15 protein-coding genes are annotated in these 22,337 nt (G+C 64.2%); 2 read left to right on the top strand and 13 right to left on the bottom strand.

Annotated elements, in window-relative coordinates:
- Positions 1–73: 73 nt before the first annotated feature.
- The 9 genes from CBW24_RS01215 to CBW24_RS01175 form a co-directional block, all read right to left on the bottom strand.
- The gene (locus CBW24_RS01215; RefSeq protein WP_097372413.1) at positions 74–1,162 is read right to left on the bottom strand and encodes a BMP family ABC transporter substrate-binding protein; all 1,089 of its coding nucleotides are present in this window, start codon (positions 1,160–1,162) and stop codon (positions 74–76) included.
- Between the two features lie 113 nt (positions 1,163–1,275).
- Entirely contained in the window at positions 1,276–2,208 is a 933-nt protein-coding gene (locus CBW24_RS01210; RefSeq protein WP_097372412.1) for an ABC transporter permease, read from the bottom strand.
- Positions 2,208–3,290: an ABC transporter permease gene (locus tag CBW24_RS01205; RefSeq protein WP_097372411.1), complete on the bottom strand. Its 1,083-nt coding sequence runs from the start codon at positions 3,288–3,290 to the stop codon at positions 2,208–2,210. The genes CBW24_RS01210 and CBW24_RS01205 overlap by 1 nt, the downstream gene beginning before the upstream one ends.
- A 63-nt stretch (positions 3,291–3,353) precedes the next feature.
- Positions 3,354–4,874, bottom strand: coding sequence for an ABC transporter ATP-binding protein (locus CBW24_RS01200; protein WP_097372410.1), 1,521 nt, complete (start codon positions 4,872–4,874; stop codon positions 3,354–3,356).
- Complete coding sequence (gene xdhC / locus CBW24_RS01195) at positions 4,871–5,803, bottom strand: xanthine dehydrogenase accessory protein XdhC (protein WP_097372409.1); 933 nt, start codon at positions 5,801–5,803, stop codon at positions 4,871–4,873. Before xdhC ends, CBW24_RS01200 begins: the two co-directional genes overlap by 4 nt.
- Positions 5,800–8,217, bottom strand: a complete 2,418-nt coding sequence (xdhB, locus tag CBW24_RS01190; protein ID WP_097372408.1) for a xanthine dehydrogenase molybdopterin binding subunit — start codon at positions 8,215–8,217, stop codon at positions 5,800–5,802. The genes xdhC and xdhB overlap by 4 nt, the downstream gene beginning before the upstream one ends.
- Complete coding sequence (gene xdhA, locus CBW24_RS01185; RefSeq protein WP_097372407.1) at positions 8,214–9,572, bottom strand: xanthine dehydrogenase small subunit; 1,359 nt, start codon at positions 9,570–9,572, stop codon at positions 8,214–8,216. Before xdhA ends, xdhB begins: the two co-directional genes overlap by 4 nt.
- 261 nt (positions 9,573–9,833) lie before the next feature.
- Entirely contained in the window at positions 9,834–10,205 is a 372-nt protein-coding gene (locus tag CBW24_RS01180; protein ID WP_088662983.1) for a response regulator, read from the bottom strand.
- Entirely contained in the window at positions 10,186–13,665 is a 3,480-nt protein-coding gene (locus CBW24_RS01175) for a chemotaxis protein CheB (RefSeq protein ID WP_097372406.1), read from the bottom strand. Before CBW24_RS01175 ends, CBW24_RS01180 begins: the two co-directional genes overlap by 20 nt.
- Before the next feature lie 96 nt (positions 13,666–13,761).
- On the opposite strand from CBW24_RS01175, the gene CBW24_RS01170 reads away from it, so the two are divergent.
- Entirely contained in the window at positions 13,762–14,313 is a 552-nt protein-coding gene (locus CBW24_RS01170) for a PAS domain-containing protein (RefSeq protein WP_097372405.1), read from the top strand.
- A gap of 24 nt (positions 14,314–14,337) precedes the next feature.
- Here the strand turns inward: CBW24_RS01170 and glgX (CBW24_RS01165) are convergent, their stop codons facing one another.
- Positions 14,338–16,431 carry a glycogen debranching protein GlgX gene (glgX, locus tag CBW24_RS01165; protein WP_097372404.1) on the bottom strand — a complete coding sequence of 698 codons (2,094 nt, stop codon included), beginning with the start codon at positions 16,429–16,431 and terminating at the stop codon, positions 14,338–14,340.
- Positions 16,428–17,606 carry a sugar phosphate nucleotidyltransferase gene (locus CBW24_RS01160; protein WP_157772993.1) on the bottom strand — a complete coding sequence of 393 codons (1,179 nt, stop codon included), beginning with the start codon at positions 17,604–17,606 and terminating at the stop codon, positions 16,428–16,430. The genes glgX (CBW24_RS01165) and CBW24_RS01160 overlap by 4 nt, the downstream gene beginning before the upstream one ends.
- A gap of 300 nt (positions 17,607–17,906) precedes the next feature.
- Here CBW24_RS01160 and CBW24_RS01155 point away from each other — a divergent pair, with 300 nt between their 5' ends.
- Positions 17,907–18,707 carry an SDR family oxidoreductase gene (locus tag CBW24_RS01155; RefSeq protein ID WP_097372402.1) on the top strand — a complete coding sequence of 267 codons (801 nt, stop codon included), beginning with the start codon at positions 17,907–17,909 and terminating at the stop codon, positions 18,705–18,707.
- A gap of 7 nt (positions 18,708–18,714) precedes the next feature.
- Here CBW24_RS01155 and glgX (CBW24_RS01150) read toward each other — a convergent pair whose 3' ends face one another.
- Positions 18,715–20,853, bottom strand: coding sequence for a glycogen debranching protein GlgX (gene glgX, locus CBW24_RS01150; RefSeq protein WP_088662989.1), 2,139 nt, complete (start codon positions 20,851–20,853; stop codon positions 18,715–18,717).
- Positions 20,850–22,307, bottom strand: a complete 1,458-nt coding sequence (glgA, locus tag CBW24_RS01145; protein ID WP_097372401.1) for a glycogen synthase GlgA — start codon at positions 22,305–22,307, stop codon at positions 20,850–20,852. The genes glgX (CBW24_RS01150) and glgA overlap by 4 nt, the downstream gene beginning before the upstream one ends.
- Positions 22,308–22,337 lie beyond the last annotated feature (30 nt).

The raw sequence follows: 22,337 nt of genomic DNA, 5'->3' as shown, positions 1-22,337 counted from the left end.
CGACCCGGCGCTGCAAAGCAGGCCGGGTCGCGTTAACGTGCACGCCTCCGCTCAGGCGCGAAGGGCGTCTGCGTTACTGCGGGATCGAGCCTTCCAGCCCTTCGACGTAGAAGTTCATGCCCAGCAAGGTGCCGTCATCGGCGGTTTCGCCCTCGGCCAGCCACGCGGTGCCGTCCTGCTTGTTCAGCGGGCCGGTGAAGGGATGGTATTCGCCCGCAGCGATGGAATCGGCCAGCGCCTGCGCCTCTTCCCGAACGTCGGCGGGGATCGCGTCGGTCATCTCGCCGATTTCGACCATGCCGTCGCCGATCCCGGCCCATGTGTCGGTGCTTTCCCACGTGCCGTCGAGAACCGCTTTCACCCGCTCGATGTAGTAGGGCGACCAATTGTCGATGATCGAGGACACGCGCGGCTCGGGCTTATATTCGGCCATGTCAGAGGCCTGACCAAACCCGATGACGCCGCCTGCTTCCTGTGCGGCGGCCAGCGGGGCGGTGCTGTCGGTATGCTGCAAGATCACGTCAGCGCCCTGATCGATCAGCACCTTGGCCGCGTCGGCCTCCTTGGCGGGATCGAACCAGCTATAGACCCAGACGACCTTGAACTGCACGTCGGGGTTGGCCTTTTTGGCATGGATATAGGCGGAGTTGATGCCACGGATCACCTCGGGAATCGGCACCGAGCCGATATACCCGATCACGTTGCTTTCCGTCATCTTGCCCGCGATGTGGCCCTGAACCGCGCGGCCTTCGTAGAAGCGGGCGGAATAGGTGGAAACGTTGTCGGCGCGCTTGTAGCCGGTGGCGTGTTCGAATTTCACATCCGGGAATTTCGACGCGACATTGATCGTCGGGTCCATGTAGCCAAACGAGGTGGTAAAGATCAGATCCGCACCGTCGAGCGCCATCTGCGTCATCACACGCTCGCTGTCGGGGCCTTCGGGGACGCTTTCGACGAACACCGTTTCGACCTGATCGCCAAACTCGGCCTCGACCGCCTGACGCGCCTGATCATGCTCGTATGTCCAGCCGCCGTCGCCCACGGGACCGACATAGACGAAGCCGACCTTGGCCTTGTCCATATGCGCCTCGGCAAAGGCCGGACCGGTGGCCAGCGCCGCTGCGACGGTCAGGCCGCTCAGCAGGGAATGGATGGGTTTCATGAGTGTCTCCTCTGTTGGATCGGCGCGTCTGCCGCACCTTTTATTTCGGGCGAACCGGGGCGGCGCAAGCCTTCCTGACAGCCCGTAGTTACAATGACTTGGATGTTGCCTGCCTAGCCCGACGCATGGAATGGCTTGCCCAGCCCCGCAGGCGCTGCCAGTGCTGCCCGCCCCCGACGCGATGACATGATGACCAGCACGACAATGGTCACAATATAGGGCGACATCGAAAGGTATTCGCCGGGGATCGCCAGCCCCGCCGCTTGCAGGTTCAGTTGCAGAACGGTCATGCCCCCGAAAAGCCACGCGCCCAGCAACACGCGCTCGGCCTTCCACGACGCAAAGACGACCAGCGCTAGCGCGATCCAGCCTGCGCCCGCGGTCATGCCTTCGGTCCATTGCGGCACTCGCACGAGGCTCAGATACGCCCCGCCCAGCCCCGCACAGGCCCCGCCAAAGGCAATCGCCATCAGCCGGACGGCGACGACCTTATAGCCCAGCGCATGAGCGGCGGCCGGGTTTTCGCCCACAGCCCGCAGGATCAGTCCGGCCCGCGTGCGCGCCAGCACCAGCCAGACCACCGCGACCAGCGCTATGGCGAGATACACCATCAGATCATGGCGAAACAGGATCGGCCCGATCACCGGCAGATCCGACAGCGGCCCAAGATCCAGTCGCGGTGCCGAGGGCGGTTTGATCCCTTGGTAGCCCTGCCCCAGCAATGCCGAAAGGCCCAGCCCGAACAGCGTCAGCGCCAGCCCGGTCGCCACTTGGTTCGACAGCAGGAACTGCGTCAAGATCCCGAACAGCAGCGCCAGAACCGCCCCGCCCAAGGCCGCCGCGACAAAGCCGACCGCCGGGTTGCCGGTGGCCACCGCGACCGCAAAGCCGCAGATCGCGCCGGTGATCATCATCCCCTCGACCCCGAGGTTCAGCACGCCGGATTTCTCAACCACCAATTCCCCGATACCGGCCAGCAGAATCGGCGTGGCGGCTACCATGAGTGAGGCCAGAAGCAGCCCCCAATTAATTGCGCTCAGATCCATCACGCCACCCCGCGACGGCGCAGCCGCATCCGGTAATTCGACAGCACGTCCACCCCCAAAAGGAAAAACAGCAGCATGCCCTGAAACGCCTGAATGGCGGCAAACGGCAGGCCCAGCTGGCTCTGCGCCGTGCCACCGCCCACATAGGTCAGCGTCATGAGCAGCCCAGCAAGCAATATCCCCACCGGGTGCAAGCGCCCCAGAAACGCGACGATGATCGCGGTAAATCCGTAGCCCACGTTGAAATCGATGGTGATCTGTCCGGCGGGGCCCGTCGCCTCGAACACGCCGGCCAGCCCGGCCAACGCACCCGATACGGCAAGGCAGAACACCGTCAGCAATTTCGGGTTCACGCCAGAAAACCGCGCCGCCCGGGGCGCTTGCCCGGCCAACCGGATCTGGAAGCCTAGAATATGCCGGTTCAGCAGCACATAGGCCGCCGCCACCGCCAGCAGCGCCGAAACGGTGCCCCAATGCAGGCCCCAGCCCGCGATCAATTCAGGGTTCGCCGATGACGACCACTGCGACAGGCTGCGCGATCCGGGGAAACCGTAACCTTCGGGGTTTTTGAGCAGGCCTATGGACATGGAGGCCAGCAATTGTTCGGCCACATAGACCAGCATCAGCGACACGAGGATTTCATTGGTGCCAAAGCGCACCTTCAGCAGTGCCGGAATCATGGCCCACGCCATGCCCCCCAGCGCGCCTGCAACCACCATAAGCGGAAAGATCAGCGGGCTTTCCAACGGATAGAACGCAAGCCCCGCCGCCGCGCCGCAAATCGCGCCAAGGATATACTGACCCTCCGCGCCGATATTCCAGATCCCCGCCCGAAACCCAAGGCTGAGCCCGATGGCAATCAGGATCAGCGGCCCGCCTTTGACCAGAAGCTGCGGGCGGTAATACCACGCAAACTCGGAAAACAGCGGATCCCAGAAAATCACCCGGATCGCCGCGACCGGATCCTTACCCAGTGCTGCGAACATCAGGCCCCCGGCGATCATGGTCAGCACCACCGCCAGCACCGGCGTCGCCCATGTCCAAAGCCGCGACGGCATCGGGCGTTTCTCAAGCCGGATCATAGGGTAATCTCCGTAACGGGCGAGAGCACCGCAATCCGCGACAGGGTTTTGGGCAACACGAACTCAGCTGCCGGCATGGGCCACCTCCATGTCGTGGGCGCCGCCCATCATCAGGCCGATCTCCTCCATCCCCAGCCCGCGCGCGGGGCGGGGCGCGCCGAGCCGCCCGCCGTTGAGCGCGGCGAAACGGTCGGAGATTTCCATCAATTCATCCAGATCCTGCGAAATCACGACAACCGCCGCGCCCTGCTCTGCCAGATCCAGAAGCGCCTGCCGGATCGCGGCGGCGGCGGCGGCATCGACGCCCCATGTCGGCTGGTTGACGACCAGCACATCGGGACGTTGTAGGATCTCCCGACCGATGACGAATTTTTGCAGGTTGCCGCCGGACAGCGCCCGCGCCGCCACGTGCGGTCCCGGCGTGCGCACATCGAAGCGGTCGATGATACGACCGGCGAAGTCGCGTGCGCCCGCCCAGTCGAGGAAGCCGCGCCGCGCCAATCCTTCGCGCACCGTGCCGGTGAGCAAGGCATTCTCCGTCAGGCTCATATCCGGGGCGGCGGCATGGCCCAGCCGCTCCTCTGGCGCGGTCAGAAGCCCCTCGGCGCGGCGCTGCACCGGGCCGCTGCGCGCGATGTCGCGCCCTTTCAGCCAGATCGTTCCTGCCGGGGCCGAAACCTCGCCCGAGAGGGCCGCCAACAGTTCATCCTGCCCGTTACCCGCGACCCCACCGATGCCCAGCACCTCGCCCGTGCGCACGGATAGCGAAACCTCCCGCAACGTGGTGCCAAAGGCATGAGCCGGCGGCAGGGTCAGATCACGCAGCTCAAGAACAGTTTCGCCCAACTCGCCCGCGGCACGGGCGGGCGGGGTCAGCTTGGTCCCGACCATCAACTCGGCCAGTTCCCCGGCGGACCGTTCGCGCGGATCGCAACAGCCCACGACCTTACCGAGCCGCAGAACAGTCGCTGTGTCGCAGAGCGCGCGGATCTCCTCCAGCTTGTGCGAGATATAGAGGATCGAGGTGCCTTCGGCCCGCAGCTTGCGCAGGGTGGCGAACAGGATCTCCACCTCCTGCGGCGTCAGGACCGATGTCGGCTCGTCCATGATCAGCAGCTTGGGGTCTTGCAGCAGACAGCGAATGATCTCGACCCGCTGGCGCTCCCCCGCCGACAGATCGCCCACGATGCGCGACGGGTCCAACGGCAGACCGTATTCGGTCGACACTTCGCGGATACGCGCGGCCAATTGCCCACGCTTGGGCGGGTTTTCCATGCCCAGCGCGACGTTTTCGGCCACGTCCAGAGCGTCAAACAGGGAAAAATGCTGAAACACCATCGCCACGCCATCGGCGCGGGCGGCGCGGGGATCGGTTGGCGCGTAGGCCGCGCCATTCATCTGCATGTGACCGCGATCAGGCTTCACCAGCCCATAGATCATCTTGACCAGCGTCGACTTGCCCGCGCCGTTTTCGCCCAGCAAGGCGTGAATCTCCGCCCCGCCGATGGCAAAACTTACGTCATCGTTCGCGATCACGCCCGGATAGGCCTTGGTCAACCCGTCGAGGGTCAGCAGCGCGGTCATGCGGAGCGGGCCTCCTGTCGTGTCTGCGCCATCTGCACAAGTTGCACGGCAACTCCAAGTGCGATGGCCTGCGGGTGCTTGCCCAGACCGGGATCCCCGATCGGGCAGGTGATGCGCGCGACATGCTCCGCCGGGTGACCCAGCGCGCCCAGCCGCGACCGAAACCGCGCCCATTTGGTGGCCGAGCCGATCAGCCCTGCCCAGCCAAACCGGCGCGACAACACCTGATGACACAGTTCGAGGTCGAGCGCATGGGAATATGTCACGATCAGGTGATGCGCGTCGTCAGGCGCGTGGCGCACGACATCAGCCGGGTTCGCGGCGATCAATGGTTCGACACCGGGCACGACGTCATCGGGAAAGCGCCCGGTGGCGCTGTCGATCCATGTCACCCGCCAATCGGGCAGCGGTGCCATCACCGCAGCGATAGCCCGGCCAACATGCCCCGCCCCATAGAGCCACAAGGCGCGCGCAGGCTGAAACAACGGCTCGATCATCCAGCCGTCGATCTCCCCCGGCGCCACCGGCCCTGTGCCACCGCGCAACCCGGCGAGCGTCCGCCGCAGGGTCAGCGGCGCCGGGCCGGTCACGCCGGGCAACGGGCGGGCGACGTAACCCACCTCGACGAGCAGCGCATCCAGCGCCGCTGCATCGTAGTGTTCGGTCAACAGACGCACCGCGCCGCCGCAACACTGGCCGATCCCCGGTCCAAGTGGCACCCGCGTGATCCCCGCACCCAGCCGCGCCCGGCGCGCGGCCTCCAATTCCAGCGTGCCGCCGCCGATGGTGCCCGATTGTCCGCCATCCCACACTAGCATGGCCGCCCCGGTTTCACGTGGAACCGATCCTTCGGTGCCCATCACGACGACCCGAGCCACGCGACCATGGCGCGCGACAGCCGCGCGCAGGGTGTCGAGGTCAAAGCTCACCCGCGCACCCGTTCCACCGCCGCCAGAACCCGCTCCGGCGTGGCAGGGGCGTCAAGCGCGGGATAGTCCACCCCACAGGCCGCGGCGGCATCCGACAGCGCCATCAAAGCCGATATCCCCAGCATGAAGGGCGGCTCGCCCACCGCTTTGGATCTGTAGATCGTCTCTTCGGCATTCTGTCCGTCCCACAGCGCTACGTTGAACACCGGCGGGCGGTCCGAACAGGCTGGGATTTTATAGGTTGATGGCGCGTGGGTCGTCAGGCGCCCGGTCGCGTCCCAAACCAGCTCTTCGGTCGTGAGCCAGCCCGCGCCCTGCACATATCCGCCCTCGATCTGGCCGATATCCAGCGCGGGGTTCAGCGAGGCGCCGCAATCATGCAAAATGTCAGTGCGCAGGATGCGGTTTTCGCCGGAAAGCGTATCAATCGCCACCTCGGTCACTGCTGCACCATAGGCAAAGTAGTAGAAGGGCCGCCCCGTGCCGCGAATGCGATCCCAGACGATCTTGGGCGTTTTGTAAAACCCGGTCGCGGACAGGCTGACCCGGCCCATATAGGCCTCGGCCACCACCGTCTCGAACGGGATGACCTCGCCGCCGACATGGACCTTGCCGCCTTCGAACCGCACCTGCACCGGATCGGCCTGATGTTGCTCCGCTATAAACGCGGCCAGCCGGTCGCGGATCGTGTCGCAGGCGGCCTTTACCGCCATCCCGTTAAGATCCGAGCCCGAGGAGGCCGCAGTGGCGGAGGTATTGGGCACCTTGCCCGTATCAGTCGCAGTGATCCGCACCCGGTCGATGCCGATGCCAAAGCGGCTCGCCGCGACCTGCGCCACTTTCTGAAACAGGCCCTGCCCCATTTCGGTGCCGCCGTGGTTCATATGGACCGAGCCGTCCTGATAGACATGCACCAAGGCACCGGCCTGATTGAGGTGGGTCAGGGTAAAGGAGATCCCGAACTTCACCGGCGTCAGCGCGATTCCCCGTTTCAGCACTGGGTTCGCGGCGTTCCAGTCCGCAATCGCGGCGCGGCGCGCGGCGTAATCGGAGCTTTGCTCCAGCGCCGCGACCATCTCGTGCAGGATGAAATCCTCGACCGGCTGGTGATAGGGCGTGGTCTGGCGAGGGACATCCGCCACCGGCTCCGGCACTGCATCCTCCTGCACCTCCCCCGTCACCCCGCGCGAGGTCAGATCGGCCTCCGCCCCCTCGGGGTGCGGCTCGACAGGATGGGCAGGGGTGGGGGTTGCCTTGCCCCATGCGCTCGTGGCGGGGGCGTAGAAGTTGCGCTTGCGCAGGTCCAACGGATCGACGCCCAGCGCATGGGCCAGATGATCCAGCACCCGCTCGATCCCCAGCATGCCCTGCGGCCCGCCAAACCCGCGATAGGCGGTGGCGGATTGGGTATGTGTCTTTAGCCGGTGGGACGTGATGCGGATATTGGGCAGCCAGTAGGCATTATCGGCATGCAACATGGCCCGGTCGGCCACGGGCAGCGACAAATCCTGCGACCAGCCGCAGCGGCAATATTGATCGAATTCGACCGCAAGGATGTTGCCATCGGCATCGACCCCGGCGCGGTAATCGATGCGGAAATCGTGCCGCTTGCCGGTGATCATCATGTCATCGTCGCGGTCGTAGCGCATCTTGCAGGGTCGGCCTGTCGCGGCGGCGGCGACCGCACAGGCGACGGCCAGCGCGTTGCCCTGGCTTTCCTTACCGCCAAATCCACCGCCCATCCGCCGCACCTCGCAGCGCACCGCATGCATCGGCAGGTTCAGGGCCTCGGCCACCTTATGCTGAATTTCGGTCGGATGCTGGGTGGAGGAATGCACGACCATGTCGCCATTTTCCTGTGGCAGAACCAGCGCCGCCTGTCCCTCCAGATAGAAATGCTCCTGCCCGCCGAAGGTGATGCTGTCCTCGATCACCGTGGTGCAGCCGCGAAACCCCTCGGCTGGATTGCCCCGGATATATTCGCGGGGGCCTTCCTCGAACCGGCTGTCAGCCGCGAGGGCCTCATCGATGGTCAGGATCGCAGGCGCCTCGTCATACGCGATCTCGCCCAGACGCGCGGCGCGGCGCGCCGCCAGATGGCTGTCAGCGACGACCAGAAACAGCGGCATCCCGTGGTAGTAGATCTCCCCCTCGGCCAGCATCGGCTCATCATGGGCAGACGGGGACACGTCATTGGCACCGGGCAGATCGGCGGCGGTCAGGACGGCCACGACACCCGGCGCGGCGCTCACCTGCGCCAGATCCATTGCGGTGACCCGCCCGCGCGCGATGCGGCTCAGCCCGAATGCAAGATGCAGACAGTTGCCGGGGGTGGGAATATCATCGATATAGCGCGCCGCGCCGGTGACATGCAGCGTGGCCGCGTCATGCGGCAGGGGTTTGCACACGCTCATACCGTCACCTCCAGCACGCGCGCCGCGCCTGTTTCCCGCTCCAGCCAGTAGCGGCGCAGCATATTGCGCGCGGCGGACAGACGATATTCGGCAGAGGCGCGCATATCGCTCAGGGGTTGAAAATCCTCGGCAAAAGCAGGAAGCGCGGCTGTAATCGTGGCTTCGGTCCACGGTTGATCCAGCAAAGCGGCCTCCACCGCAGCTGCCCGTTTTGGGGTCGCGGCCATGCCGCCAAAGGCGATCCGCGCGGCGGTGACGCGCCCCCCATCTACGGTGACGTTGAACGCCCCGCAAACGGCGGAAATATCCTGATCGAACCGCTTCGACAGTTTGTAAATCCGGAATGTGTCGGGCTGGCGCGGCAGGCTCACCGCCTCGACGAATTCGCCGGGCGCGCGATCCTGCTTGCCATAGGCAACAAAGAACTCCTCCAACGGCAGGCTGCGACGGGTGTCACCAGATCGCAGATGCAGCGTGGCGTTCAGCGCGATGAAGGCAGGTGGGCTATCGCCAATGGGCGAGCCGTTCGCGATGTTGCCGCCAACCGTTGCGGCGTTGCGCACTTGGGTCGAGCCAAAGCGGCGCAGCATTTCCGCGAAATCCGGGTGGTGAGGCGCGATTGCCTCGCGCAGCGCGGTCATGGAGGTCATCGCGCCGATGCGGATTTCATCCTCCGTCACTGTTACGCCGCGCAGATCATCGCAGCGATGCAGGAAACAGACCGGCTGCAAATCGCGCAGCTGTTTTGTGACCCACAGCCCGACATCGGTCGCCCCGGCAATAAGGGTGGCGTCGGGGTGATCGGCATACCACTTCGCAAGCGCGTCAGCGGAGCCGGGCACATAGGCTGGCGCCTCGTCCCCGCCGCCCGGCACATCCTGCACCCAGTCCGGCACCGGCGCATCGGCTGCGGCCTCGGCGGCGCGGATGATCGGGGCATAGCCCGTGCAACGACACAGGTTCCCGGCCAATTGATCGTCATGATCCCGCCGCCCGTTGCGATGCGCCGTGGCCATTGAGACAATAAATCCCGGCGTGCAGAATCCGCATTGGGAGCCGTGTTTTTCGATCATCGCGGATTGGATGGGATGCAATGCCCCGTCGGGGGAGGCGATCCCCTCGACGGTGCGCACTGCCTTACCGTGAAGCTGTGGCATCAACAGGATACAGGCATTCAGCGCCTGCGCGCCGGTTGCGTCGGTGACCATGACCGTGCAGGCGCCGCAATCCCCTTCGTTGCAGCCTTCCTTGGTGCCGGTCAGCGCACGCTCCTCGCGCAGCCAGTCCAGCAGGGTGCGGGTGGGGTCAGGATCCACGCGCACGGTCTCTCCGTTCAGAAGAAACGAGATCGCCATATGCAAAGCCTGCCGCTGTCTCTCCGCTGGGACCGTGGATGCGCCCCCGCCCGATGCGGCGTAAAGCGGGTAACGCGGCCCGTGGTTCAGTCAAACGAAGACAGGGGGTTTTGGCAAGCGTGCCGCACGGGAAATCTGCCACAGGGACGTGCAGATGCCCGATTTGAGGGCGCAAAACCGGGAGATAGAGGTGCGGAGAGTTCTACCGCATACGGTGGCGGCGTAGATCACCAGAAATAGCGTAGATGCCCCGCGCCGGGGTCAGGCGGAAACCTGATCTTCGAGGATCGGGCAGCAACGTTTAAGCGATGAGGGATCAAGCGGCTTTTCGATGTAATCGAAGCCCTCGACCTGTCCGCTGAAGTTGGATCGATCGTAGCCAGACGCAAAGATCACATGCACGCCCTGCTCGGCCAGCTTGCGCCCCAATTCGAAACTGGTGCAGCCGCGCCCAACGTTAATGTCGAGCAGCGCATGGGTGAATTCCCCGCGCTGTGCGAGCTTCTCAGCGGTTTCCAGACGGTGCGCGACCGAAATTTCGGCGACCCCCATGCTCCGCAGCATGTCTTCCGTGTCGAGGGCGATAATGACTTCGTCCTCAAGATATAGAAGTTTAACTTGCGAAGATGTCATCGAAAAACCTGTCTTCCTGTTTCAGCAATTGCGCGCTCGGAACACGCATAACGCAGAGCAGGCCCTCAGGTTCCCAAGAAAATTCGATCGACCCGTCGAGAGTGGTCTCGACGGTCGAGCGGATCAGTTGGCTCCCGAATCCCGTTCGGGTGGGTAACGCGGTCACCGGCCCTCCGGTTTCACGCCAAGTGAAAACGAACTCGTCCTCGTCCCCGTCATCGACCCGTTTCCACGTCAACGACACCCGGCCATCTGGGGTGGAGAATGCCCCGAACTTGGCCGCGTTGGTGGCCAGTTCGTGAAAGGCAGTCGCCAAGGCCAGCGAGGTGCGCGGGCTTAGCTGAATATCCCGGCCCCGCACACGCACCCGGTCCGGTCCGTAGACAGCCGTCAATTCCGGCTCGATGATCTGCCTAATACGAGTCGATCCGCCGACGGTGTTCGACAGCAGCGAATGGGTTTTCGACAGCGCCTGAATGCGGCGGGTGAGGGTGCGCATCGCATCGGTGTCATTGCGGGCATCGCGCGCGGCGCGGTTCACCAAGGCCACGACATTGGCGAGGATATTTTTCACCCTGTGCTGCAATTCCCGCATCAAGCGGCGCTGCTCATGCTTCAGACGCTCGTCATCCGTGATGTCATGCACATTGATGCCGATGCCCGTTGTCTCCCCGCCGAAACGGACGGGATACCAGTCCACTTCCCAGATGCGGACGTCATCGTCGCGGCGCGTGATTTCCCGTCCTGCCTCGAACCGCATTCCCAGAACCGGCGCGCCGGTCGACAACACGCTGCGCACGGATTCGTGGATCACCTCATCCGCGCCCGGCACCAGTCCGGAAATCGACTGTCCGGTCAGATCCTCCGGGCGCACACCGGTCAGCGCGGCAAAGCGGCGGTTGGCACGGATCACGCGCAGATCGGGATCAATAAGCCCCATCGCCAACGGAGAGACGTTATAGACCTCCTCCACCTCGGCCAGCCGCGATTCAGCCAACAGCCGGTTCTGCTCGGCCTGCCGGGCCAGCGAATCCTCCGCCGTCATGTCCGTTAGGGTGAACACCACGCCCGAGGCGGTGTCCCGCTCCGTATGATAGGGCACGATCTGGGCGGAAAAGACGCGATCATCCTCGTCATCGACGAAACGGGCGGTGCGGGGTTCACCTGTGCGCACGACCTCTTCGCAAAGCGTGATCAGCCGGTCGCCATCGATACGGCTGCTGATCTCTTCGAGCGGGCGACCCCGGTCATGATCGGCAAAGCTATAAATCGTCAGCGCTTCGGGCGTGTAGCTGCGCAGGCGGAGCTTCTGATCAAGGAACACGGTCGGCACCCGGATCGCGCGGATCAGGTTAGCAAGATCGGCATTGACCTCGTTGACCTCGTGGATCTTGTTCTGAAGCTCCTCATTCGCGGATTGAAGCTCCTCGTTCATCGACATCATTTCTTCGTTGGAGCTTTTCAGCTCCTCGTTCGATGTCTCCAGTTCCTCGATGTTCGACCGGATCGTCTGACGCGCCTCGTCGAGTTCACGTTCCAGCGCATCGACATAGGATTCGTCGATGGTGGCAACGCCCGTGGCATCCCGCGACTGCATCCGGTCGGCACGCAGATCCATTTTGTCGCGCAGCACCACCAACATGCCGCCGCCCTTCAGGTCCTCGCAATTCATGACGATGCGAACCTGTCGCCCGTCCAATTCGCCCTGATACTCGATCTCGGACATATCGGAATTCAGGCCCATACCATTGAGCAACCGCCGCAGCGCGGGCTCCAATGCGGGCTTGATCAGCGCGCGCACCGACAGATCCGGCGCGCCGGGCCGAATTTGCAGATAGGGGGCTGCCGTTTCCGAGGCGTAGAGAAGTTCATGCCGCGCCGACAGATGCAGGAACGCGGGCGTGTAACGCCGCAGAAGCGTTTCGGCATAAGGCAGCCGGATCAGATCGCCGCTGCTGTCGTCTTCGGGGGCGACTTCGGCTGTGATCTTGCGCGGGGCGGGCGACTGCACCAGCCGCAGCGGCACCGCGGGCCCGTTGCGCCGCCGGAACAGCCGCTGGCGACCGTCGATTTCGCTAAAGCAGTCGTCGATGATGCGCGGGCTTTCCGACGGTCCAAGGAACAGGAACCCGCCCTCGCGGAGCGCGTAGTGAAAAACGTGGATCGCCAGATCCTGCAGATAGCTGTCGAAATAGATCGTCACGTTCCGGCATGACACCAGATCGAGCCGGGAAAACGGCGGGTCTTTGATCAGGCTCTGGCTCGAAAACCGCACCATGTCGCGCAAGCGGGAGGATACCTCGTAGCCCTCGGGCGTCGAAATGAAGAACTCCGTCAGGAAATCTTCGGGCACCTCGTCTATGATCGAATTCGGGTAGATGCCGCGCCGGGCAATGGCCAGCGCATCGTCATCGATATCGGTCGCAAAGATCGACACGCGCGGATGCACGTCGTCGCGCTCCACCTCGCGGGCCACCAGCATGGCGATCGTGTAGGCTTCCTGCCCGGTGGAACAGCCCGGCACCCAGATCCGCAATTCGTCGTCCCGGCCCCGCCCCTCGATGATGCGGGGCAGTGCCTTACTGCGCAGCCGGTCGAACGCCTCCGGGTCGCGGAAGAAGCTTGTGACGTTGATCAGCAAATCACGGAACAGGCGGGCGGCTTCGTCCTTGTTTGATACCAGTTCGCGCAGATAGGCGTCGGGTGTTGTGATCCCCAGAACGGACATCCGGACCGCCAGCCGCCGCAGCAGCGTGGCACGTTTGTAATGGCGGAAATCATGGCCGGTGCGGTAGCGGACATGCTGCGCGACCCGGTCGATAAATTCGGCATCCGACAGGATTTCGGGATGCAAACCGCTGCGCCGCTGAAAATAATCGTCCAGCGTCGACATCATCTCGCCCGTGGGCAGGACCAGATCGACCGCCCCGGTGCCGATGACCGCGCGGGGCATTCCGTCATACTTCGCCTGATTCGGGTCCTGCGCCAGAATCAGCCCGCCATGTTCCTTGATCGCCTGCGCGCCACGGCTGCCGTCGCTGCCCGTGCCCGACAGCACGATACCGACAGCGTGGTCTCCGGCCTCTTGGGCGATAGAGGCCATCAAGATGTCGATGGGCCGTCGCTGCCCGCGCGGGCTGTCGAAGGGGGCCAGCCGCAGCTTCCCGCCCTGCAGCGTCAGTGCCTTGTTGGGGGGAATCAGATAGACCGAACCGGGCACGACAGACTGCCCGTCCTGTGCCGTCACAACCGGGCTGCGCGAATTTTTCGACAGCAGGTCCGACAGCATGCTTTCGTGATTGGGGTCAAGGTGCTGCACGAGGATGAACACGAACTCATGCTGTTCCGGCACCCCCGCCAATAGCTGTTGAAACGCCTCCAGCCCACCGGCCGACGCCCCGACCCCTACGATCACGGGGCCCTCGGCACTTCGGGCTTGGGTGTCTGCTTGCTGCGTCATCAGGCTCCGTCGCTCGCAATTTCTATAATCAGGTCCACGTTGTAGATAGTCTTACCCTGCCGGGTGAAAACACAACAATGCGTAAAGGGGCCGCGCATGCTGGAACAAGCGACCATCGACGGAGTACAAATGACCATCGACCGGCTTCCGGTCGCGCTTACGGTCGCGGACCCATCGCAGCCGGATTGTCCGCTGGTCGCGGTAAACGGGCGGTTTCAGGAAATGACCGGATACGCCCCGGCCGATGTGATAGGCCGCAATTGCAGGTTTTTGCAGGACGGATGCGACGGCTCTGACAACGAAGCCGCGCGCGAGGCCATCCGGACGGCCCTCAGCCGCGCACGCGGGGTCGAGGTGGTCCTGCGCAACCGGACCCGCGATGGTGAATTCTTCGATAACTTTCTCATCATGCACCCCGTTGCCCTGAGCTACGGCAACACCCCGGCCATCGTCGGCTCGCAATTCCGCATCACAGGGCGCACGACGGACAGCGACGTGGCCGAACAGGCCAATCAGGTGCGCGAGACGTTGTCGCGGTTGAACTTCGAACGCAATCGGCTGCGCGATGAGCGGTATCGCAGTCTTGCGCGCTCTTCGGTCGAACTGGTGCGCACATGGAGTTACCGGCGCTACGGTCAGGGGAACTGACCCCCGACCGCCCGGCGCCTATCGTTAGCCTTCGCCAGCGGCGCGCAGCACCACGACGGATTGCGCAGGCACCAGCATCGTGCCGCTGACCGGTCCGGCCTCTGCCTCGACCGGATCATGGGCGCTGCACAAAATCTGCTGCCAGTCGCCGCCGGGCAGGACGACTTCGCAGTCCTCGCCCGCATTGCACAGCACCATCGCCATGCCCACGCCTTTGCGCGCGTGACGCAGCCCGAAACAGCGCAGCCCGGCATCCTGCCAATCAGCCTCGGCCATCTCATGCCCGGCAGGGTGCCACCAATCCGAATGCACCCGATCTGCTTCCAGATCCTCCTCCGCTCGGCCAACCGCAAAGAAACGCGGCGCAAGCAGCGGCTGCAAATCCCGACGCGCGGCGGCGAATGCGCTGAGCGCGTCGGTCAGGACGGGCCGCGCGGCATCCCAGTCGATCCATGTCAGGGCGTTGTCCTGACAATAGGCGTTGTTGTTGCCGTCCTGCGTCTGGCCCAGCTCATCACCCGCCAGCACCATCGGCACCCCGTGCGAGAACATCAGACTGGCCAGCATCGCCTTGACCCGCCGTTCCCGCGCCGCCAGCACAAAGCCATCCTCCGTCGGCCCTTCGGCGCCCATATTGTCGGAGATATTGTGCGAATGGCCGTCGCGGTTGTCCTCGCCATTCGAGTCATTGTGCTTGTCGTTGTAGGACACCGTATCCCACAGGGTGAAGCCATCATGCGCGGCGACGAAATTGATCGACGAGTTCGCCGGGCGGTGGGCGTGGTTGAACTGCGTGGGCGACCCCAGCAACCGCTGTGACAGACGCGGCACCTGCCCGTCATCGCCGCGCCAGAAGGCCCGGGTGTCGTCGCGAAATTTGTCATTCCACTCGCGGAACGGCCATGGGAAGGCGCCGACCTGATAGCCGCCATCGCCCACGTCCCACGGCTCCGCGATTAGCTTGACGCCCGCCAGCACAGGGTCCTGCCGCAGCGCGTTGAAAAAGGCACCTTCGCGTTCGAACCCGTCAGGCTCCCGCCCCAGCGTGGAAGCAAGGTCAAAGCGGAACCCATCCACATGCATCACCTCAACCCAGTAGCGCAGGCTGTCCATCACCATGCGCAGCACCATCGGATGCGCCACGTTCAGCGTGTTGCCGGTGCCGGTGGTGTCGAACGCATGGCGCGGGTTTTCCGGCGACAGCACATAGTAGGAGGCATTGTCGATGCCCTTGAAGCTGAGCATCGGACCCAGCTCGTTGCCCTCGGCGGTGTGGTTGTAGACCACATCGAGGATCACCTCGATACCGGCGGCGTGGAACCGCTTGATCGCGTCCTTGACCTCGCGCACCTGCTCGCCCGCCAGATAGGTGCGGTTCGGCGCGAAAAAGCCGATGGTGTTATAGCCCCAGTAGTTGCTCAGCCCCTTTTCCACCAGATGCCGGTCCTGGATCATGGCGTGGATGGGAAGCAGCTCGATCGTGGTGACGCCGATCTTATGCAGATGTTCGATCACCGCCGGGGAACTCAGGCCTCGGAACGTGCCGCGATCCTCGTCTGGGATGCCCGGCAGGCATTGCGTCAGCCCTTTCACATGCGCCTCGTAGATCACCGTATCGGACCAATTGTGGCGTAGCGCGTCGTCGGCCTCCCAATCATAAACCGGGTCGGCGACGACGGCCTTGGGCATGAACGGCGCGCTGTCGCGGGTGTCGACCTCGCGATCATCACCCCCCACGGGGTAGGCGAACAGCGCGTCGTCCCATTTGAGAAAGCCGCGCATTTCCTGCGCGTAGGGATCAAGAAGCAGCTTATTGGGGTTGAACCGGTGGCCAGCCTCCGGATCATGAGGGCCATGCACGCGGTAGCCATACGCCTGCCCGGGCTGCACACCGGGAAGATAGCCGTGCCAGATACCGCCCTCCATCAAAGGCAGGTCAAGCCGCTGCACCTCGTTCTGGCCGGTCTCGTCGAACAGGCATAGCTCCACCCGTTCCGCGTGGTCCGAGAACAGCGCGAAATTGGTGCCCTCGCCATCGGGCGTGGCGCCAAGCTGATCCGAGCGGGAGGCCGACCTGTCGAAAGCGCGCGTCGCCGGGTCGTGTTTCAGATCTTTCAATTGCGGTATCCTGATATAGCGCGGGTCATGGTTCCCGCGTCTTCGCGACGTTTCAGCATTTCGACCGTTACCAGCACCGTGCCTGCATCCGTGCGGCGGAACCAGCGACGATCTTCGTTCGGGTCTTCGCCGATGACGATTCCGGCAGGCAGCACCACACCGGGTCCGAGGATGGCGTGTTTGGCGTGCGCGCCGCGGGCGATCCGGGCACCCGGCATCAACACGGTGCCGTGCACGGCAGCGGCCTGTGCGGCAAAGCCAGACATTACTGTATTCAGGCCAGCTATGCCGCCACCCGGCATCTGGGGAAGCGGAATAGGCGGGGTTGCGGCCACGAAATCCAACTGTGCCTTGCGATAGGCGTCCAGCGTGCCGACATCGCGCCAATAGCCTGTGCGCCCATCGGGGCGATCCGGCAAGGTGTGCAGCCGCAATTCGCGGTCGCGCAGGGCGCGGGGCAGGATGTCATGCCCGAAATCGAACCGGGTGCCGGGCCGCTGCAACTCGGCGCGCAGCGCCGCACGCAGCCAAGCCCAACGGAAGGCATATATCCCCATCGAAGCCAGCGACCGACGCGGATCACCGAACATCGCGGGGGGATTGGCAGGTTTTTCGACAAAGCGGGTCACCTGTCCCTGCGCATCGGCGTCAAGGATGCCAAAGCCTCGCGCCTCGCTTACCGGGACAGGCGTTGCTGCCACGGTGGCAGCCGCCCCTGAGGCGATGTGGTCCGCCATCATTCGCCCGAAATCCATATCGAACACATGATCGCCCGCAAGGATCAGCACATGCTCCGGCGCGGTGCGATCAATCTCGGCCATGTTGGCGGCGACCGCGTCCGCCGTGCCGCGATATCCCTGCTTGCCCGCGACGCAATGGCCGTCGCGCAGGATCAGCCCATCGGCAAAGGCAGACGCCCAATTGCGCATCAGATGCGCGGTCAATGACACCGGGCGATACTGTGTGGCGACCACCATCGGACCCAGACCCACCATTGCGGCATTCGACACCACGAAATCCACGATCCGCCCCGTCGGCCCGAAGGGAACGGCAGGTTTACAATCCGTCCCTGTCAGTTCGTGCAGGCGACTGCCCTGCCCGCCGGCCAGCAGAATGGTGAGACAGGAGTGCCCCCCGGACGAACGGGGTCGGTGCGGCATGCGTGTAGACGTCATCGGCAAAGCCTCTGGTGCGGGGGAGGTCAGATTGAAGAACGCCGCGCGGCATGGAGACACTGCGTGACGCATCAAAACGCCTGCAACCGGCGGTGGTTCCCGCCCCATCGCGCCATAGTGCCGAAAACCGCCGACACGTCTCGGGCGACGGTCCTGCTCGCCGCGCGCGATTGCCGCCCGACATCTGAGGCTTTGCCTGAGGTTCGCAGGGAACAGCACCGCCTGCCTTCACGTTCGCCTCAAAACAATCCCCGAGCGGACCACGGTCCCGCGCCTCCCATTCATTAGACAGAGTGCCCTATGAAACCCGATGCTCCCGCCGACGACATGCCCCGCTACCCCGGTTCTGGCCGCCTGCAGGGGAAGGTTGCCCTGATCACCGGCGGCTCATCCGGCATCGGCGCCGCAACAGCGCGTTTATTTGCCCGCGAAGGCGCCCGGCTTGTCGTGACCTACCATTCCGACCGCGACGAAGCCGAAGCGCTGGCCGAAACGCTGCGCCGCGACGAGAACGCCGAAATCACCATCGAAAAGCTCGAAGCGGATAAGCGCGACAGTTGCTTTGCGCTGGTGGATGCGGTGCTGCGCGATCACGGACAATTGGACATCGTGGTGTGCAACGCCTCGGTTCAGACGGTGGAAACGGATTTCACCGCCATCACGCAGGATCAGTTGGAAAAGACATTTCGCACCAATGCGTTCGGATATGTCTGGACCATTCAGGCCGCCCTACCGCATCTGCGCAAAGGCAGCGCCATCGTCTGCAGCACATCCGTCAATGCCTATCGCGGGCATGCTCAATTGATGGATTATTCAGCGACGAAAGGTGCGGAACTGGCGCTGATCCGGTCGCTGGCTGCCAATCTGGCAGACAAGGACATCCGTGTGAACGGCGTCGCCCCCGGACCCATCTGGACCCCGCTCATCCCTGAAACCATGCCTGCGGATGAGGTGGAGTCATTCGGCACGGACACACCGATGGGGCGGCCCGGACAACCGGCCGAGGTGGCGCCATGCTACCTGTTTCTGGCCTGCGCAGATGCAAGCTACATCACGGGCCAAGTGCTCCATCCCAATGGCGGCATTCCCATCGGTGGCTGAAACAGGCTCAGAGCCGGGCGCTTTGATCGAAAACCGCAACGCTATCCGCTGGAACCCGGACGCTTGCCCGGGTTTCGGTGCCCGGCACTGCCCCCCCTGAAGTATCAAGCAGCCAGCGCCATTCGCTTCCCGGCAGAGGCGGCGGCAGGGTGACGTCGACCGCCTCCCCCCGGTTGAACACCACAAACACCACGTCGTCCGACATGGAATAGCTGGGCGTGGTGGACGCCGCGCGGATCTCGATGCACAGCGCGCGCCACTCCGGATCATGCCAATCCCCATCAGACGGGGGCGATCCATCCGGTTTGCGCCAGAACAGGTCCGGAATACCATCCGTTCCCCGGGGCCGCGAATGCAGGAACAGTCGTTGGCGCAGCACCGGATGCGCCTGCCGCAGCCAGATCAGTTCGGACACGAAGTCCATCAACTCGGTATCGGGCCGGTCCCAGTTCACCCAGCCAATCGGATTGTCCTGCGCATACGCATTGTTGTTACCGCCTTGGCTGTTGCCGATCTCATCCCCGGCCAGCAGCATCGGTGTGCCTTGGCTTAGGAAAAGAGTAGCCAGCATGTTGCGCTTGCGCCGATCCCGCGCGGCGCGGATTTCCGGGTTGGAGGTCAGCCCCTCGGCGCCCATGCCATCGGAATAATTCGGCTCGTGCCCGTCGCGGTTTTCCTCGCCATTGGCCCAGTTGTTCTTGGCCGAATAGCTGACCACATCTTCCAACGTCATACCGTCATGGGAGGTCAGGAAATTGACCGAAGCGGTCGCGGCGCGGCCCGAATGATCGAACCGCTCCGCCGAGGCCAGAACCCGCCGCGCCAGTTCCGGCATCAGTTCGCCATCGCCCCGCCAGAACCGCCGCACGCTATCCCGATAGGTGTCGTTCAATTCCATGAACGGGTGCGGCCAACTGCCCAGCTGATAGCCGCCGGGGCCCAGATCCCACGGCTCCGCGATCAGCTTGGCCTCGCGCAGCACCGGATCTTGGCGAATGGCCGAAACGAACCCGCCATCGACGTCGAACCCCTCCGGCCCGCGCGCGAGCGAGGTCGCCAGATCGAAGCGGAAGCCATCCACATGCATCACCTCGACCCAGTAGCGCAGGCTGTCCATCACCATGCGCAGCACCGCCGGATGCCCGGTATTAAGCGTGTTGCCGCAGCCGGTATCGTCAATGTAATAGCGCGGATTCTCCGCCAGCCGGTAATAGGCACGATTGTCGAGCCCGCGGAAGCTAAGCGTCGGGCCCAGTTCGTTACCCTCGGCAGTGTGGTTGTAAACCACGTCGAGGAGCACCTCGATCCCGGCGGAATGCAGCCGCTTCACCATGGTCTGGAATTCCCAGACCTCCCCTTGGGTCAGAAACCGTGGGTCCGGCGCGAAAAAACCGATGGTCTGGTAGCCCCAGTAATTGGATAGCTTCTTTTCGACGAGAAAGCGCTCGGAGAGATGCGCCTGCGCAGGCATTAACTGCACCGTCGTCACACCCAGTTTGTTGAGGTGATCCAGCACCGGCTGGCTTGCCATTCCCAGAAAACTGCCGCGACGACGCCGGTCGATGCCGGGATGCTGCGCCGTCATCCCCTTTACATGGGTTTCGTAATGCACGGATTGGCTGCGCCGGTGGCGCGGCGGGCGATCATCCCCCCACGCAAAGGCCGGATCGGTCACAACCGCCTTCGGCATAGCAAAGGCACTGTCGCGGGTGTCGAACCCCAGATCGGCCCGCGCCGGGCCGACGCGGTAGCCATGCAGCGCATCCGACCAGCGAAACCGCCCAGCGAGCTTTTTGGCATAGGGGTCCAGCAACAGCTTATGCGGATTGAACCGCAGGCCCTGTTCGGGCGCATAGCGGCCATGGGCGCGAAACCCGTAACGGGTGCCGGGGGTCAGACCGGCGACATAGACGTGCCAGATATCGCCATCCCGTTCGCGCAGCGGGATGCGGGCGATCTCATGCCGACCATCAGGCGAAAAGAGACATAACTCGATCAGCTCCGCCTCGGCGCTGAACACCGCGAAATTGACACCTTCGCCATCCCAGGTGGCGCCCAGCGGATCGGGACGCCCCGCAGACAGACCGTGGTGCAGCAGCTTCGAAGGAGGCCGATCCCCACGGGCTGCGTCGCCGCGTGGGCTCATGAGGCCAGCTCCGGCGCGAGGTCTTGATAAAGCTCCGCATAGGCCTGCGCGGACCGGGCCCAGCCGAAATCGGCGGCCATGCCGTTGCGCCTAATCCGGCGGAACGTCTCTGGCTGCGCGTGCAGGTCCAGCAGTTGGTCGAACCCTGCGCGAAGGCTTTCGGTATCGGCCTGATGCAACACGATCCCGGTCGCCACCTGCCGGTCCAGCGCCGCCGGATTGGCCGCGATGACCGTATCGGCCAAGCCGCCTGTCGCCACCACCATCGGCACCGCACCGTAGCGCAGGCCATATAGTTGGGTCAGGCCGCATGGCTCGAACCGCGACGGGATCACAATGCAATCGGCCCCGGCAAACACCCGGTGAGAGCGGGGCTCGTCATAGCCCAGATATATCCCGACCTTACCAGGAAAACGCGCGGCCAGACTGCGCAGCGCCTCCTGAATATCGGCGTCGCCATTGCCAAGGATCGCAACCATGCCCCCCCGGGCGAGGAAACCGGGGATGACCTCGGGCAGCAGGTCGAGCCCTTTCTGCCGTGTCAGGCGGCTGATTACCGCTGCGATGGGGCCGCCGGTATCGGTCAGGCCGAATTCCTGCACCAGCCGCTTACGGTTCTTGGCCCGCCCGGCCAGCGAACGCGTTGAAAAGCTGACGACCTCCGGGTCCGTTTCAGGGTTCCACACGTCGGTATCGATGCCATTTAGCAAGCCGCAGATGCCATCGGGCCGCGCGGCGATGACGCCCTGCAACCCCATGCCAAACTGATCGCGACGCAGTTCAAGTGCATAGGTCGGCGACACTGTCGTCACCCGGTCGGCATGGATCAGCCCGGCCTTCAGCACACCGATCTGGCCCCAATATTCAATATCGCCCCGCTCCCACAGCTCTGGCGGCAGGCGCAAAGCCTGCAACTTCTCGAAGGGGGCGAGCCCCTGAAATGCGATGTTGTGGATGGTCAGGACCGACGGCACAGCAATGCCGCGCAGCCGCAGGTAAACAGGCGTCAGCGCCGCCTGCCAGTCATGCGCATGGACAAGCGATGGCGTCCACCCGTCCGACAGGCCCTTCGCCGCGATTTCAGCAGCGGCCCAACTGAGCGCGGCGAAACGCTCGGGATTATCGGGAAAGTCACGGCCATCGGCATCCAGATACGGGCCCCCTGTGCGGTCAAACAGATGCGGCGCGTCCAGCAACAGCACCTGCATGTCCCCGGCCCTACCTGCCACCACGCGCCCCTTGCCGCCGAACAAGTCCGGCAGATCCAGAACGGTGCGCGTGCGCCCGATCTGTTTGAGCAGCCCGCGATAGGCCGGCAGCAGGACACGCATATTGACCCCCTGCCCGGCCAGCGCCCCCGGCAGCGCGCCTGCCACATCGGCCAGACCGCCGGATTTGATCAGCGGCACACTTTCAGAGGTGACCGACAGCACCCCGGTTTTCGTCGCGGCCATGATGTGGGGCCTTCCTTTCGTCCATTGCCT

This window comes from Pacificitalea manganoxidans, assembly GCF_002504165.1.
GTDB classification, from domain to species: domain Bacteria; phylum Pseudomonadota; class Alphaproteobacteria; order Rhodobacterales; family Rhodobacteraceae; genus Pacificitalea; species Pacificitalea manganoxidans.
Note: the sequence above shows the minus strand (reverse complement) of the source record. Positions and strands in the feature narration are given on the sequence as shown.